General features: G+C 53.3%; 16 protein-coding genes. 12 read left to right on the top strand and 4 right to left on the bottom strand.

What is annotated here, in order from left to right; all coding sequences use genetic code 11:
- The first annotated feature begins 5 nt into the window (after window positions 1-5).
- The gene (locus GFC06_RS12705) at window positions 6-1,439 is read left to right on the top strand and encodes an SDR family oxidoreductase (protein ID WP_016156947.1); all 1,434 of its coding nucleotides are present in this window, start codon (window positions 6-8) and stop codon (window positions 1,437-1,439) included.
- A gap of 94 nt (window positions 1,440-1,533) precedes the next feature.
- A complete protein-coding gene (locus GFC06_RS12700) occupies window positions 1,534-2,547 on the top strand; it encodes an NAD-dependent epimerase/dehydratase family protein (protein WP_016153664.1) in 1,014 nt (337 codons plus the stop codon).
- On the opposite strand, the gene GFC06_RS12695 is transcribed toward GFC06_RS12700, so the two are convergent.
- Both GFC06_RS12695 and GFC06_RS12690 read right to left on the bottom strand, forming a co-directional pair.
- Entirely contained in the window at window positions 2,544-3,374 is an 831-nt protein-coding gene (locus GFC06_RS12695; RefSeq protein WP_049042455.1) for an N-acetylmuramoyl-L-alanine amidase, read from the bottom strand. The two genes, GFC06_RS12700 and GFC06_RS12695, sit on opposite strands and share 4 nt — an antisense overlap.
- Complete coding sequence (locus GFC06_RS12690; RefSeq protein WP_001160725.1) at window positions 3,371-3,694, bottom strand: heavy metal-binding domain-containing protein; 324 nt, start codon at window positions 3,692-3,694, stop codon at window positions 3,371-3,373. The genes GFC06_RS12695 and GFC06_RS12690 overlap by 4 nt, the downstream gene beginning before the upstream one ends.
- 251 nt (window positions 3,695-3,945) lie before the next feature.
- Between GFC06_RS12690 and GFC06_RS12685 the strand changes: the two genes are divergently transcribed.
- The 7 genes from GFC06_RS12685 (at window position 3,946) to yegS (ending at window position 10,293) form a co-directional block, all read left to right on the top strand.
- A complete protein-coding gene (locus tag GFC06_RS12685; RefSeq protein WP_016153666.1) occupies window positions 3,946-4,461 on the top strand; it encodes a lipoprotein in 516 nt (171 codons plus the stop codon).
- A 225-nt stretch (window positions 4,462-4,686) separates the two neighbouring features.
- Window positions 4,687-5,415 (top strand): arginine ABC transporter ATP-binding protein ArtP, encoded by a 729-nt coding sequence (gene artP / locus GFC06_RS12680; protein ID WP_016156950.1) that lies wholly within the window; start codon window positions 4,687-4,689, stop codon window positions 5,413-5,415.
- Window positions 5,416-5,431: 16 nt separating this feature from the next.
- Window positions 5,432-6,163: an arginine ABC transporter substrate-binding protein ArtI gene (gene artI, locus GFC06_RS12675; RefSeq protein ID WP_003027298.1), complete on the top strand. Its 732-nt coding sequence runs from the start codon at window positions 5,432-5,434 to the stop codon at window positions 6,161-6,163.
- Between the two features lie 6 nt (window positions 6,164-6,169).
- On the top strand, window positions 6,170-6,886 hold the full coding sequence (gene artQ / locus GFC06_RS12670; RefSeq protein WP_016153668.1) for an arginine ABC transporter permease ArtQ: 717 nt from the start codon (window positions 6,170-6,172) through the stop codon (window positions 6,884-6,886).
- A complete protein-coding gene (gene artM / locus GFC06_RS12665) occupies window positions 6,886-7,554 on the top strand; it encodes an arginine ABC transporter permease ArtM (RefSeq protein WP_016153669.1) in 669 nt (222 codons plus the stop codon). Before artQ ends, artM begins: the two co-directional genes overlap by 1 nt.
- A gap of 246 nt (window positions 7,555-7,800) precedes the next feature.
- Complete coding sequence (gene artJ, locus GFC06_RS12660; protein ID WP_016153670.1) at window positions 7,801-8,532, top strand: arginine ABC transporter substrate-binding protein ArtJ; 732 nt, start codon at window positions 7,801-7,803, stop codon at window positions 8,530-8,532.
- 861 nt (window positions 8,533-9,393) lie between these two features.
- Window positions 9,394-10,293 carry a lipid kinase YegS gene (yegS, locus tag GFC06_RS12655; RefSeq protein ID WP_016156953.1) on the top strand — a complete coding sequence of 300 codons (900 nt, stop codon included), beginning with the start codon at window positions 9,394-9,396 and terminating at the stop codon, window positions 10,291-10,293.
- 22 nt (window positions 10,294-10,315) lie between these two features.
- Here yegS and fbaB read toward each other — a convergent pair whose 3' ends face one another.
- The gene (gene fbaB / locus GFC06_RS12650) at window positions 10,316-11,368 is read right to left on the bottom strand and encodes a class I fructose-bisphosphate aldolase (protein ID WP_016153672.1); all 1,053 of its coding nucleotides are present in this window, start codon (window positions 11,366-11,368) and stop codon (window positions 10,316-10,318) included.
- 252 nt (window positions 11,369-11,620) lie between these two features.
- Here fbaB and GFC06_RS12640 point away from each other — a divergent pair, with 252 nt between their 5' ends.
- Genes GFC06_RS12640 through GFC06_RS12630 form a run of 3 tightly spaced genes read left to right on the top strand, consistent with a single transcriptional unit; the run spans window position 11,621 to window position 14,861 of the window.
- The gene (locus GFC06_RS12640; RefSeq protein ID WP_103766531.1) at window positions 11,621-12,898 is read left to right on the top strand and encodes a nucleoside permease; all 1,278 of its coding nucleotides are present in this window, start codon (window positions 11,621-11,623) and stop codon (window positions 12,896-12,898) included.
- Entirely contained in the window at window positions 12,895-13,899 is a 1,005-nt protein-coding gene (locus GFC06_RS12635) for an ADP-ribosylglycohydrolase family protein (RefSeq protein ID WP_049281967.1), read from the top strand. The genes GFC06_RS12640 and GFC06_RS12635 overlap by 4 nt, the downstream gene beginning before the upstream one ends.
- Window positions 13,896-14,861 carry a PfkB family carbohydrate kinase gene (locus GFC06_RS12630; RefSeq protein ID WP_080858893.1) on the top strand — a complete coding sequence of 322 codons (966 nt, stop codon included), beginning with the start codon at window positions 13,896-13,898 and terminating at the stop codon, window positions 14,859-14,861. Before GFC06_RS12635 ends, GFC06_RS12630 begins: the two co-directional genes overlap by 4 nt.
- On the opposite strand, the gene GFC06_RS12625 is transcribed toward GFC06_RS12630, so the two are convergent.
- Window positions 14,835-15,581 carry a GntR family transcriptional regulator gene (locus tag GFC06_RS12625; RefSeq protein ID WP_016153677.1) on the bottom strand — a complete coding sequence of 249 codons (747 nt, stop codon included), beginning with the start codon at window positions 15,579-15,581 and terminating at the stop codon, window positions 14,835-14,837. The two genes, GFC06_RS12630 and GFC06_RS12625, sit on opposite strands and share 27 nt — an antisense overlap.
- Window positions 15,582-15,614: the final 33 nt, after the last annotated feature.

Below are 15,614 nucleotides of genomic sequence, written 5' to 3'. Positions count from 1 at the left end.
TAGGCGTGCCGCAACGGATTTTGGTTCTTGGCGCCAGTGGCTACATTGGTCAGCATCTGGTACAGGCGCTCAGTCAGCAAGGGCATCAGGTGCTGGCTGCGGCACGCCGCATCGAGCGACTGGAAAAGCAGCAGTTGGCCAACGTCAGTTGCCATAAGGTCGATTTGAATTGGCCAGATAACCTAACGCCGCTGCTGACCGGCGTTGATACGGTCTATTACCTGGTCCATGGCATGGGAGAAGGCGGTGATTTTATCGCCCATGAGCGCCAGGTAGCAATGAACGTGCGCGATGCGCTACGTGATACGCCAGTCAAACAGCTTATTTTCCTGAGCTCATTACAGGCTCCCCGGCATGAACAATCCGATCATCTGCGTGCGCGACAGATAACCGCGGACACCCTGCGCGAATCAGGCGTGCCAATGACCGAATTGCGCGCTGGTATTATCGTAGGGGCAGGTTCTGCCGCCTTTGAAGTGATGCGCGACATGGTCTACAACCTGCCGGTACTCACCCCTCCGCGCTGGGTGCGCTCGCGTACCACACCTATCGCGCTGGAGAATTTAATGTACTACCTGGTGGCGTTGTTGGACCATCCTACACGCCAACACCGCGTGCTCGAAGCCGCCGGGCCGCAGGTATTGAGCTATCAGGAGCAGTTCGAGCATTTTATGGCGGTCAGCGGTAAACATCGCCTGCTCATCCCTGTCCCCTTTCCTACCCGCTGGATTTCGGTCTGGTTTTTGAACGTCATAACGTCAGTGCCGCCGACCACGGCCAAAGCGCTGATACAGGGTTTAAAACACGACCTGCTGGCCGATGACACCGAATTACGCACCCTGATCCCGCAAAAGCTGATTGCCTTTGATGACGCGGTGCGCAGCACGTTGAAAGAAGAAGAGAAGCTGGTTAATTCCAGCGACTGGGGTTACGACGCGCAGGCATTTGCCCGCTGGCGCCCCGAATATGGCTATTTCGCTAAACAAGCTGGCTTTAGCGTTGAAACCTCCGCCAGTCGGCAGGCGCTGTGGCAGGTGGTGAATCGCCTCGGCGGCAAAGAAGGCTATTTCTTTGGCAATATTTTATGGAAAACGCGCGCGGCGTTGGACCTGCTGGTCGGCCATAAGCTGGCGAAAGGCAGACCGCAACACTCTCTGTTGCAGGTTGGCGATACCGTTGATAGCTGGAAAGTGATCATCGTTGAGCCAGAAAAACAGCTGACGCTGCTGTTTGGGATGAAAGCGCCAGGATTGGGTCGACTGAGCTTCACGTTGGAAGATAAAGGCGACCACCGACGCATTGATGTCCGCGCCTGGTGGCATCCGCATGGCATGCCAGGCCTCTTCTATTGGCTGCTGATGATCCCGGCGCATCTGTTCATTTTCAGAGGGATGGCGAAGCGTATTGCTAAACTTGCAGAACAAATCACAGACTCATGATAAAAAGAGCCTGTATTCTTTCATGTTTCCCATTGCATACAGACGAAATTCACGGAAGAATGCGCACGACGTTTTTTAAACACAGTGGATTGATATGAAGGTACTGGTTACCGGAGCCACCAGCGGCTTAGGCCGAAACGCGGTTGAGTTTTTATGCAGCAAAGGCGTCAGCGTCAGAGCTACCGGTCGCAACGAAGCGATGGGCAAGCTGCTGGAGAAAATGGGCGCAGAGTTTGTGCATGCCGATTTGACCGAGCTGGTCTCTTCGCAGGCAAAAGTGATGCTCGCCGGTATCGATACGCTGTGGCACTGCTCCAGTTTTACCTCACCATGGGGAACTCAGGAAGCTTTCGATCTGGCCAACGTTCGCGCAACCCGCCGTCTGGGCGAGTGGGCCGTGGCCTGGGGCGTTCGTAACTTCATTCATATCTCATCACCGTCGCTCTATTTTGATTATCACCACCATCGGGATATCAAAGAGGACTTCCGCCCCCAACGCTTTGCCAATGAATTCGCCCGCAGTAAAGCGGCTGGCGAAGATGTGATTGCGTTGCTGACACAGGCCAACCCGCAGACCCGTTTTACGGTATTGCGTCCGCAAAGCTTGTTCGGACCACACGATAAAGTCTTTATCCCGCGCCTGGCCCATATGATGTACCACTACGGCAGCATCCTGTTGCCGCACGGCGGAAGTGCGCTGGTGGATATGACCTACTACGAGAATGCGGTGCACGCGATGTGGCTGGCAAGTCAGCAAGCCTGCGATAATCTGCCGTCGGGTCGCGCGTACAACATTACCAACGGCGAGCATCGCACCCTGCGCAGTATTGTGCAGAAACTCATCGACGAGCTAAATATTGATTGCCGCATCCGCTCCGTGCCCTACCCGATGCTGGACATGATTGCCCGCAGCATGGAGCGGCTAGGCAATAAATCCGCGAAAGAGCCAAAGCTTACGCATTACGGCGTCTCGAAGCTGAATTTTGACTTTACGCTGGATACCACCCGCGCTCAGGAAGAATTAGGTTATCAGCCCGTTGTGACGCTGGATGAAGGGATTGAGCGTACCGCGGCCTGGCTGCGTGACCACGGCAAGCTGCCGCGTTAACCCTGCCCGTATTTCTCCAGTAACGCTTCGGCAATCGCCTGAGTTTCTGCATCCGCCACGCCGTTCCACAACGTCGGGCGGAAGTGCATCTGGAAGGCCATAATCACCCGCCGCTGTTCACGCGGCGTCATTTCAGGTTTTACCTCATAACCATAGCGCGACAGCAGATCGAGCAATGATGAGGTTTCTACCGGTGCATCGGGCGCTCGTCCGGCAAGATAAAACGCCACCCGCTGAGCATCCGGCCACGCGCCAATTCCTTGCGCAGCCAGTTCTTCCCATGGAAACAGTGGACCTGGATCGTCCTTGCGCTGCGGTGCGACATCCGCATGCGCCACCACGTTCTGCGGTTTTATGTCATAGCGGGCAATAATATCTTTCGCCAAGGGGATTAACGCCTGAATTTGCGCGGGTTCAAACGGCGCAAAATACTTGCTGCCCGCCGATTTTTGCCAGCCGCGGTTTTCCAGCTCAATGCCGATCGAGGTATCGTTAATTCGCGTAGCGCCGCGCCAAAAGCTAATCCCCGCATGCCAGGCCAGATCTTTTTCCGGCACCAGTTGCCAGATACGCGGTTTGCCGTGGTAGAGCGGCGGCACTGCCGGGATCAGATAGTGCGAGCTGACGTTTTTATCGGTCAGCGTAGCCAGAGAAGAGTCGAAATCATCGGCCGTGTAATGGATAACCAGCACTTTAATGCGCGGGTAAGCAGCCTGCGCCTGACGACGGGTATCTAACTGATACCCGTCTTTGTCGACAATCCCTTTTTCGCCAGCACATCCTACCAGCAGCAGCGTTAATGCCAGCAGAGACAGCAGACGCTTCATCGGCGAGTTTTCACCGCGGTGCCGCTGACGCTCACCATCAGCATGCTACCGTCTTTGCCTACGGTTTCGTAATCGATATCGATACCGACTACCGCATCAGCACCTAGCGCTTTTGCCTGTTCACCAAGCTCCTGAAAAGCAATCTCACGCGCTTTACGCAGCTCTTTTTCATACGCGCCGGAGCGACCGCCGACGATATCGCGAATGCCGGCGAAGAAATCGCGGAAGATATTCGCGCCTAAAATGGCTTCGCCAGTCACAACACCGCAGTATTCCACGATGCTCTGCCCTTCCAGCGTAGGGGTAGTCGAAAACTGCATGGTTAATCTCCTTTTTGCGCTAAGAGCACGATCTCAAAAGCATTATCGAACCGATCCACTATCATTGAAAGGATATATTCTTTACACAAAATAATTCGAGTTGCAGGAAGGCGGCAAGAGAGTGAATCTCCAGGAGCATAGATAACTATGTGACTGGGGTGAACGCACGTAGCCAACGCACAAGCAACTTGAAGTATGACATGTAAATCAACGTAGAACACTAATAGTAGAAAGCTAATAAGGAAATCATTATGCGCTACTCGAAACTCTCTCTGCTGGTTCCATGTGCACTACTTCTCAGCGCCTGTACTACCGTAACGCCGGCCTACAAAGATAACGGCACGCGTAGCGGCTCATGCGTAGAAGGCGGGCCAGACAGCGTGGCTCAACAATTCTATGATTACCGTATTCAGCACCGAAACAATGACATTACCCCCCTTCGTCCGTACCTCAGCGACAACCTGGCGAAACTGCTGAACGATGCCAGCCGTGATAACGCGCATCGCGATCTGTTTAACAGCGATCCGTTCTCTAGTCGCGCTACGTTACCGGACAGTGCCAGCGTCGCCAGCGCATCGACCATTCCGAATAGTGATGCACGCAACATTCCGCTGCGCGTAGAGCTTAAACAGGGTGACCAAAGCTGGCGTGATGAAGTGCTGATGATCCGCGAAGGCCAGTGCTGGGTAGTTGACGATGTCCGCTATCTGGGCGGCAGCGTACACGCGCCAGCCGGGACGCTGCGCCAGTCTGTCGAAAACCGCTAACCGCCCCATTCACCCGCCTGAACCATAACCCCCATAAATTGTCTGGCATTCTGCATAGAATGCCGACAATTATTCTTGCCCACTGGTGGCCCCGCTATTTTGTGCTATGTTTAGATAAGAATGCGGTTTGCATTTAACTTTTAACGCATAAATATTGCATAACTATTCTGTCAAAGGTAGTATCTGCGGCTTCAATAGCTATCAGACTGCCAGTATCGAGTGTCAATGAGTATTCAATTAAACGGCATTAACTGCTTCTACGGCGCACATCAGGCGCTGTTCGATATCACGCTGGATTGCCCTCAGGGTGAAACACTGGTGTTACTTGGCCCAAGTGGAGCCGGGAAAAGCTCGCTGCTGCGCGTACTCAACCTGCTTGAGATGCCGCGCTCGGGCACGCTCTCTATTGCGGGTAACCGTTTCGACTTCACGAAGACCCCGTCAGACAAAGCCATTCGGGAGCTGCGTCAGAACGTGGGCATGGTCTTCCAGCAATACAACCTTTGGCCGCATCTCACGGTTGTGCAGAATCTGATTGAAGCGCCCTGCCGCGTACTGGGTCTGACAAAAGATCAAGCGCTGGCACGGGCCGAAAAATTGCTGGAACGTCTGCGCCTGAAGCCGTACAGCGATCGCTACCCACTGCATCTCTCCGGCGGCCAGCAACAGCGTGTGGCCATTGCCCGCGCGTTGATGATGGAGCCGCAGGTGCTGCTGTTTGATGAACCTACCGCAGCGCTTGATCCGGAAATTACTGCCCAAATCGTCAGCATCATTCGTGAACTGGCGGAAACCAACATTACTCAGGTGATCGTCACCCACGAAGTGGAAGTTGCACGTAAAACGGCCAGCCGTGTGGTGTATATGGAAAACGGTCATATCGTCGAGTTTGGGGATGCGAGCTGCTTTGCCAACCCGCAAACCGAAGCGTTTAAAAACTATCTCTCTCACTAAGATTCGGGACAATACAATGAAAAAAGTTCTGATTGCCGCGCTAATCGCAGGTTTTAGCCTTTCCGCTACCGCAGCCCAAACCATTCGTTTCGCCACCGAAGCGTCTTATCCTCCGTTTGAATCTATTGATGCGAATAACAAAATCGTAGGGTTTGACGTTGATCTGGCGAATGCGCTGTGTAAAGAGATTGACGCGACCTGTACCTTCACCAATCAGGCCTTCGACAGCCTGATCCCGAGCCTGAAATTCCGTCGTTTTGACGCGGTGATGGCCGGTATGGACATCACGCCAGAGCGTGAAAAACAGGTTCTGTTCACCACCCCGTATTACGACAACTCTGCCCTGTTTGTTGGCCAACAGGGTAAATACACCAGCATTGACCAGCTGAAAGGCAAAAAAGTCGGTGTACAAAACGGTACTACGCACCAGAAATTCATCATGGATAAACATCCGGAAGTGACCACCGTACCGTATGACAGCTACCAGAATGCCAAACTCGATCTGCAAAATGGTCGTATTGACGGCGTATTTGGTGATACCGCAGTGGTGACCGAATGGCTGAAAGACAATCCAAAGCTGGCCGCAGTTGGCGACAAAGTGACGGATAAAGATTACTTCGGTACGGGTCTGGGCATCGCTGTGCGCCAGGGCAATACCGAGCTGCAGCAGAAATTTAACGCTGCGCTGGAAAAAGTGAAGAAAGATGGGACTTACGAGACCATCTACAACAAATGGTTCCAGAAGTAATACTTGATGAATGAATTTTTTCCTTTAGCAAGCGCCGCCGGGATGACCGTCGGCCTTGCCGTTTGTGCGCTGATTATTGGCCTCGCGCTCGCCATGTTTTTTGCCGTCTGGGAGTCAGTAAAATGGCGTCCGGTGGCATGGACGGGCTCAGCTCTGGTCACCATCCTGCGTGGTCTGCCGGAAATTCTGGTGGTTCTGTTCATCTATTTCGGCTCTTCACAGCTGCTGCTGACGCTGGCCGATGGCTTTACGATCAATCTCGGGTTTGTACAAATCCCGGTTCAGATGCAGATCGAAAACTTCGACGTCAGCCCGTTCCTGTGCGGTGTAATTGCGCTGTCATTGCTGTATGCGGCTTACGCGTCGCAAACGCTGCGTGGCGCGCTGAAGGCCGTACCACTCGGACAATGGGAATCAGGTCAGGCGTTGGGTTTGTCTAAAGCCGCGATCTTCTTTCGCCTGGTGATGCCGCAGATGTGGCGTCACGCTCTGCCGGGACTGGGTAACCAGTGGCTGGTATTGCTGAAAGATACCGCGCTGGTCAGCCTTATCAGCGTGAACGATCTGATGCTGCAAACCAAGAGCATTGCCACCCGTACCCAGGAGCCGTTTACCTGGTACATTGTGGCGGCGGCTATTTACCTGGTGATTACGCTGGTGAGTCAGTACATTCTCAAACGCATTGACCTGCGCGCGACACGATTTGAGCGGAGACCAGGCTAATGCTTGAGTATTTACCTGAATTGTTAAAAGGGCTGCATACCAGCCTGACGCTGACGGTCGCCTCCATCGTGGTTGCTCTGGTGCTGGCGCTGGTTTTCACCGTCATCCTGACGCTAAAAACGCCGATTGTGGTCTGGTTGGTTCGCGCCTATATCACGTTGTTTACCGGTACTCCGCTGCTGGTGCAAATCTTCCTGATCTACTACGGGCCAGGGCAGTTCCCGACGCTACAGGAGTATCCGGTACTGTGGCACCTGCTCTCTGAACCGTGGCTGTGCGCCTTAATTGCGCTATCGTTAAATAGTGCGGCTTATACCACCCAGCTGTTCTACGGTGCTATCCGCGCAATCCCGGAAGGCCAGTGGCAGTCCTGTGGAGCGTTGGGGATGAGTAAGAAGGATACGCTGGCGATTCTGTTGCCGTACGCCTTTAAACGCGCCCTCTCCTCGTATTCCAACGAAGTGGTGCTGGTGTTTAAAAGTACCTCACTGGCATACACCATCACGCTGATGGAAGTCATGGGCTATAGTCAGCTGCTGTATGGTCGCACTTATGACGTCATGGTTTTCGGCGCGGCGGGTGTGATTTACCTGATCGTCAACGGTTTGCTGACGCTGATGATGCGCTTGATCGAACGTAAAGCGCTGGCGTTTGAACACCGGAATTAAATCGGTTTTTATGTCTGATGGCGCTACGCTTATCAGGCTACGATTCATCTTCCGTTGTACACTCTCCGGTGAATATGCATAAAGCCAAAATAAAAAAGACGGACAACAACCTAAATTGTCCGTCTTTTTTTATATCAGAAAAAATAGTTAATCATTTTTATTGCATATAAATTCATTAAATGGCATTGTTAATTCACGCCGCAGACACGGTAAATAATCATAAGATTGACAGACGGGAGTTCCACCATGAAAAAGTTAGTACTGGCCGCATTACTTGCTACTTTCGCCGCTGGCGCCTCAGCTGCTGATAAAATTAGTTTTGGTGTATCAGCTACTTATCCGCCATTTGAGTCACTGGATGCAAGCAATAAAATTGTCGGTTTTGACATCGACCTGGCAACGGCACTGTGTAAACAAATGCAGGCTGACTGTACTTTCACCAATCATGCTTTTGATAGCTTGATTCCCGCGCTGAAATTCAAAAAATATGATGCGGTGATTTCCGGAATGGACATCACGCCTGAGCGTAGCAAGCAGGTGGCATTTACTCAGCCTTACTATGCAAACTCCGCGCTGGTGATTGCGAAAAAAGACACCTATAAAACCTTTGCCGACCTGAAAGGGAAACGCATTGGCATGGAAAACGGTACCACGCACCAGAAATACCTGCAGGACAAACACCCTGAAGTGAAAACCGTGGCCTACGACAGCTATCAGAATGCGATTATCGACCTGAAAAATGGTCGTATTGATGGCGTATTTGGCGATACCGCCGTGGTTAACGAGTGGCTGAAAACCAACCCGCAGTTAGGCGTAGCCACTGACAAAGTGACCGACCCACAATACTTCGGTACTGGTCTTGGCATTGCGGTTCGCCCGGATAACAAAGCCCTGCTGGAAAAACTGAATAGCGCGCTGGCCGCAATCAAAGCTGACGGCACGTACCAAAAAATCAGCGATCAGTGGTTCCCACAGTAACGTCCACCCAATCTGAAAAGCCGCATTCTGCGTAATGCGGTTCAGTTAACGCCTCTGTATCAGAAAGCATCACCTGTGTTGGCAGAAGTTATGAATATGCTATCTCACGGTAAGGGTTCCGTTCACCTCATGTGCATCGTTTCTCTGAAACACCGGTTCCTGTGAACGTGTAAAGGGCGTTCTCCGCCACGCCCTTTACAATCCCGGCTCCCGGCGGGAAAATTGCCGCTCCGCGGTCCCCTCCGTTTATTCCTCCAGGCTACCGGGCCGGGCGCGAGGAAACTTCCCTGTAAAACGCGCCCTGAACCCGCATCCCTGCGAGTTCTCCCGGCCTTACGGAAACACGTCGGCAATTTTCAGCCGGACCAGCCCACACCTGACCCCCTGCGTTTTTTATCTGAACAGCAAAACAGATTTAACTGAAAGTCAGTGCGTTGCAGCGATGACCCCGTTCCGGCTGAAAATCGATGAGGCGTTGACGGCTGACCGGGTCTGCCCGCAGGGATGCGGGCAGAGGGGACGGCCTGCAGGGACGCAGGCCCGGCCCCGACCCGACAGGCAGACGGCATAAGACGAATGAATCGCGCAGCGACGATTTCCCCGCCGGGAGCCTGGGTTGCAAGGGAGGCGGCGGTGAGCCTCCCTTGCACGTTCACGGGTATCTGCGCTTCAGAGAATTGCTACCGCCGAGGTGAACGGAACCCTGAGCAAGAATCACATGTTCCCCATAATGCTTAACTGAACAGTATTGCGCATCCTGCGGCTTTTTTTATCTCTTCGCCTTCGCTTTCAGTCAGTTCTTACGCCATAAACCCATTCCTGGCGTACACTTGTTAAAACGAAAAAAAGTGAGGCAAACGGATGATAGCGTTCCCTGCCAGTTTACTGATCCTCAACGGAAAAAGTGCTGATAATCTCCCCCTGCGTGATGTCATTGCAGAGCTACGCGATGAAGGCGTGGAAATCCATGTTCGCGTTACCTGGGAAAAAGGCGACGCACAACGCTACGTTGATGAAGCTCGCCAGTTAGGCGTTGCAACGGTGATTGCCGGCGGCGGCGACGGCACAATTAACGAAGTCTCGACGGCGCTGATCCAGTCGCAGGGCGGCAATATCCCGGCGCTCGGTATTTTACCGTTGGGAACGGCGAATGATTTTGCAACCAGCGTAGGCATACCCGACGCCCTTGATAAGGCGTTAAAACTAGCTATCGCCGGAAATGCGACTGATATCGATATGGTTCAGGTCAATGATAAAACCTGTTTTATCAATATGGCGACCGGCGGCTTCGGCACACGCATCACCACCGAGACGCCAGAAAAACTCAAGGCCGCATTAGGTGGCGTATCGTACTTTATTCACGGATTAATGCGCATGGATACGCTCAAACCCGACATCTGCGACATTCGTGGGGAAGATTTTCACTGGCAGGGTAAGGCGCTGGTCATTGGTATCGGTAATGGTCGTCAGGCCGGTGGTGGGCAACAGCTTTGCCCGACGGCGCTGATCAACGATGGTCTGCTGCAACTGCGTATTTTTACCGGCGAAGAGCTGCTGCCAGGGCTACTTTCGGCGTTAACGCAATCCGAAGACAACCCTAACATCATCGAAGGCGCATCATCGTGGTTTGATATCCGCGCCCCGCACGAAATTACGTTTAATCTCGATGGCGAACCGCTTAGCGGACAAGAATTTCATATTGAAATCCTGCCCGCAGCGCTACGTTGCAGACTGCCGCCGGGTTGTCCGCTACTGCGTTAACACGACGACACTCCAACTGGGATCAGGCAATGGTGACTTTGCTGTCCAGATAAACATCCTGCACGGCGTTAATCAGCTTAACGCCGTCAGCCATGGTTTTCTTGAATGCTTTTCGTCCAAGAATCAGCCCCATGCCGCCAGCACGTTTGTTAATCACCGCCGTACGTACCGCATCGCTCAGATCGGTTTCGCCGCCAGCCGCACCGCCAGAGTTAATTAATCCGGCGCGCCCCATATAGCAGTTCGCCAACTGATAACGCACCAGATCGATTGGGTTGTCGCTGGTCAGCTTGCTGTAAACGCGATCGTCGGTGTAGCCAAAGTTGACTGCTTTATACCCGCCGTTATTTTCCGCCATTTTCTGCTTAACGATATCCGCCCCGATAGTGGCTGCCAGATGGTTAGCCTGCCCGGTGAGATCGGCGGAAACATGGTAATCCACGCCATCTTTTTTAAACGCGGAGTTACGCAGATACGCCCACAGCACGGTGACCATCCCCAGTTCATGAGCACGCTCGAACGCCGCAGAAATCTCTTCAATCTGGCGACGGGACTCCTCTGAACCGAAATAGATGGTTGCCCCTACCGCAACCGCGCCCATATTGAATGCCTGTTCTACGCTGGCATACAGCGTCTGGTCAAACGTATTGGGGTAGCTCAGCGTTTCGTTGTGGTTAATTTTTACAAGAAACGGAATGCGGTGCGCGTAGCGACGGGAGACGGAAGCCAGCACGCCATAGGTCGATGCCACGCAGTTACACCCTGCTTCGATAGCCAGTTCCACAATATTCTTCGGATCAAAGTACAGCGGGTTAGCCGCAAACGATGCCCCCGCGGAGTGTTCCACGCCCTGATCCACCGGTAGAATTGACAGATAACCTGTCCCAGCCAGTCGGCCCGTGTTATACAGCGTTTGCATATTACGCAGCACCGCTGGCGGACGGTTGTTATCCACCATCACGCGATCGACGTAATCATGTCCAGGCAGGTAAAGTTGGTCAGAAGGAATGGTCATACAACGATGCTGTAAAAGGTTGTCGGCATCTTTGCCAAGCAACTGCGCAATATCAGTCATAGCTATGCTCCCGTAAGTTCCGATTTGAAACCGGAATGTGGATTGTCCTGACCCGCTTTGTTGCGGGCAGCAATAAGCCTGGTACCGACTGCGTTTTTTTTCCATCTTTAGCGCACTTTTCAGCAACTTCTGCTGGCTCGATTCAGGAAGAAATAATGTTAAGGCGGTCAAATTTAGACCTCAAAGGTATTTTAAAGGTATTATCGAATGGTACTATCAGTGCGTACCTTACCTGTCATGAAGGATTTAAAGATGAAAACTACAGTTAAGCTGTCGTTCATGATGTTTGTAGAGTGGTTTATCTGGGGCGCCTGGTTTGTACCGCTGTGGCTGTGGCTGAGTAAAAGTGGCTTTAGCGCCGGGGAGATCGGCTGGTCCTATGCCTGTACCGCGATTGCTGCGATCCTGTCGCCCATCCTGGTCGGTTCTGTCACTGACCGTTTTTTCTCCGCGCAAAAAGTGCTGGCGGTGCTGATGTTCGTCGGCGCTATATTGATGTACTTCGCCGCCCAGCAAACCACCTTCAGCGGATTTTTCCCGCTGTTACTGGCCTATTCGTTGACCTATATGCCGACGATTGCGCTGACCAACAGTATCGCTTTTGCCAACGTCAGTGACGTTGAGCGTGATTTCCCGCGCATCCGTGTGATGGGGACCATTGGCTGGATCGCCTCTGGTTTGGCCTGCGGTTTCTTACCGCAAATGCTTGGCTATAGTGACATCTCCCCTACCAATATTCCTCTGCTTATCACTGCCGGAAGCTCCGCTCTGTTAGGCGTCTTTGCGTTCTATTTACCGGATACGCCGCCGAAAAGTACCGGCAAAATGGATTTCAAGGTCATGCTGGGTCTGGATGCGCTGATCCTGCTGCGGGATAAGAACTTCCTCGTCTTTTTCTTTTGCTCTTTTCTGTTCGCGATGCCGCTGGCGTTCTATTACATCTTTGCCAACGGTTATCTGACAGAAGTCGGGATGAAAAACGCCACCGGCTGGATGACGCTGGGCCAGTTCTCTGAAATCTTCTTTATGCTGGCGCTACCGTTTTTCACCAAACGCTTTGGCATTAAAAAGGTATTGCTGCTTGGTCTTATTACTGCGGCTATCCGCTACGGATTTTTCGTTTACGGCGGCGCGGAAGAATATTTCACTTACGCTCTGCTGTTTCTCGGCATTCTGCTGCACGGCGTCAGTTACGACTTCTACTACGTCACAGCCTACATTTATGTCGATAAAAAAGCGCCCGTACATATGCGCACCGCGGCGCAAGGGCTTATCACCCTCTGCTGTCAGGGATTCGGTAGCCTGCTCGGTTATCGTCTGGGCGGCGTGATGATGGAAAAAATGTTTGCTTATCAGGAACCGGTGAATGGTCTTACCTTTAACTGGGCTGGCATGTGGGGATTTGGCGCGGTCATGATCGCCGTCATTGCCGTAATGTTTATGATTTTCTTTCGCGAGTCAGATAAAGAAATCACCGCCATTAAGGTGGACGATCGCGATGTAGCGTTGAAACAAGGGGAAGTAAAATGAAAGCAGAACGTATTCTCGGTGCTCTTTATGGGCAGGCGTTAGGGGATGCGATGGGTATGCCGTCGGAACTGTGGCCAAGAACCCGGGTTAAAGCCCATTTCGGTTGGATCGACCGTTTTTTACCCGGCCCTGCGGAGAATAATGCCGCCTGCTATTTTAACCAGGCGGAGTTCACTGATGACACCTCCATGGCGCTGTGTCTGGCTGATGCCCTGCTTGAGTGCGACGGAGAGATTGTACCCGACGTTATTGGCCGCAATATTCTGGGCTGGGCTGAACGTTTTGATGCTTTTAATAAAAACGTGCTCGGCCCGACCTCAAAAATTGCGCTAAAAGCCATTCGCGACGGCAAACCTGTCGCCGAACTGGAAAATAACGGCGTTACCAACGGAGCGGCAATGCGCGTTTCACCGCTGGGATGCCTGCTCCCCGCGCGCGATCTCGATGCCTTTATCGATGATGTGGCATTAGCCTCCAGCCCGACACATAAATCGGATTTGGCTATCGCTGGCGCAGTGGTGGTCGCGTGGGCGGTATCACGCGCTATCGACGGCGGAAAATGGTCAGAGATTGTCGACGCGCTGCCAGCCATTGCCCGGCATGCGCAGCAAAAAAGGATCACTACCTTTAGCGCATCGCTCTCTGCACGCCTTGAACTGGCGCTGAAAATTGTCCGTAACGCTGACGGCATTGAGTCTGCCTGCGAGCAGTTGTATCAGGTTGTAGGGGCCGGAACCAGTACCATTGAATCCGTGCCATGCGCCATCGCTATGGTTGAGCTGGCGCAGACCGATCCTAACCGCTGCGCCATTCTGTGCGCGAACCTCGGGGGCGATACCGACACCATCGGGGCGATGGCAACTGCCATTTGTGGCGCGCTCCACGGCGTAAGTGCGATTAATCCGGCATTGAAACATGAGCTCGATGCGGTAAATCAGCTGGACTTTATCCGCTACGCCAGTGGATTGATGCGACTGCGCGAGCAGCGGGAGGCACTATGAGCACCACGCGTCTGCAACAACTTCTCCCGCAGTTACGCACACAGCGACCCGTTACGGTGGTGGGTGCGGCGGTGATTGATGTCATTGCCGATGCGTATGCCCTTCCCTGGCGCGGATGTGACATTGAACTCAAACAGCAAGGGGTGAACGTTGGCGGCTGTGCGCTCAATATTGCCGTAGCACTCAAGCGGTTAGGTATCGACGCCAGTAATGCTTTACCGCTGGGTCAGGGGGTGTGGGCCGATATTATCCGCAACCGGATGGCAAAAGAGGGACTGCACAGCCTGATCGATAACGCCGCAGGCGATAACGGCTGGTGTCTGGCTCTGGTCGAGCCGGATGGCGAACGTACCTTTATGTCCTTTAGTGGCGTCGAAAATCAGTGGAACGCTGACTGGCTGGCACAGCTGGAGATCCCACGTCACAGCCTGGTTTATCTCTCGGGCTATCAGTTAGCCTCTCCGTGTGGTGAGTTGCTGGTGCATTGGCTGGAAGGGCTGGAGGAAGTGACGCCGTTTATCGATTTTGGCCCACGCATCGGCGACATTCCCGAGCCCTTACTGGCAAGAATTATGGCCTGCCGTCCACTGGTATCGCTCAATCGGCAGGAGGCGGAAATTGCCGCCGAGCGGTTTGCATTAAGCCAGGATATAGAAGGTTTTGGCGCACAATGGGTGCAACGTTTCGCCACACCGGTGGTGGTACGCCACGATAAAGACGGTGCGTGGTATTTCAGCACCCAAACTTCCGGTTGCGTTCCGGCATTTGCGACAGCGGTCGTTGATACTATTGGCGCAGGTGACAGCCACGCTGGCGGCATGCTGGCCGGACTGGCGTCTGGCTGGTCGCTGGCTGACGCGGTACTGCTTGGAAACGCCGTGGCGTCCTGGGTAGTTGGGCATCGCGGCGGCGATTGCGCCCCTACGCGCGAGGCGTTACTCCTCGCACACAAACACGTATAGATCGCTTCGACAATAGCTGATGCTGTATTCAATGGGCCGTTGCTGCTGGTCAAGCGCTACCTGCTTGATCACCAGCACCGGCACTTTGCTGTCCATTTGAATGTGCGCCTGGAACTCTGCGTCAGGCATTCGGGCACTGACACGTGAGCGGGTGCGCTGCGGGAAAATATGCTGGCTGCGAAAATAGTCATACAGTGAAACGCCGATGGCATCCACGTCATGGATTAGATGGGCAGGAACCCATGACTCTTCAATAGAAACCGCATCTTCATCTACGTAGCGAATGCGCTTGAGCAGGAAGACGTCACTTCCCGTGGCAACAGCCAGCTGCTGCGCTACCTCTTCCGGGCAAGGCACAATCCGCTTGTTAACCCACAGCGTATCTGGTTTTTTACCGCGCAACACCACCTGCTGTGAAAAACCACGCGCTTCTTTTAGCGAATACTCGAAGATGTTGTTGATTTGCGTCCCGTAACCGCGGGCGCGCGTCACGACACCTTCTTCTTCCAGGGCCTGCATCGCCTTACGAACCGTAATTCGCGAAACGCCAGTCAACTGGCTGAGATCGCGCTCGCCGGGCAGGATGTTTCCATGCTCCAGAATCCCGCTACGCACAGCGTTTTTAACCGTTTGCGCAAATTTCATATACAGCGGCGTGTTATCTGCCGCGGAAATACGTTCATTCAGTTGCGCGATAAGCTGGGTATGCGCTTGTTCCATTTATCTTTTTCCTGCAGCCGTTTCTGCAGCCAG

It is taken from the genome of Citrobacter braakii (genome assembly GCF_009648935.1).
Taxonomy (GTDB): Bacteria; Pseudomonadota; Gammaproteobacteria; order Enterobacterales; family Enterobacteriaceae; genus Citrobacter; species Citrobacter braakii.
The sequence above is the reverse complement of the archived record's forward strand: the minus strand, read 5'-3'. Positions and strand labels throughout refer to the sequence as shown.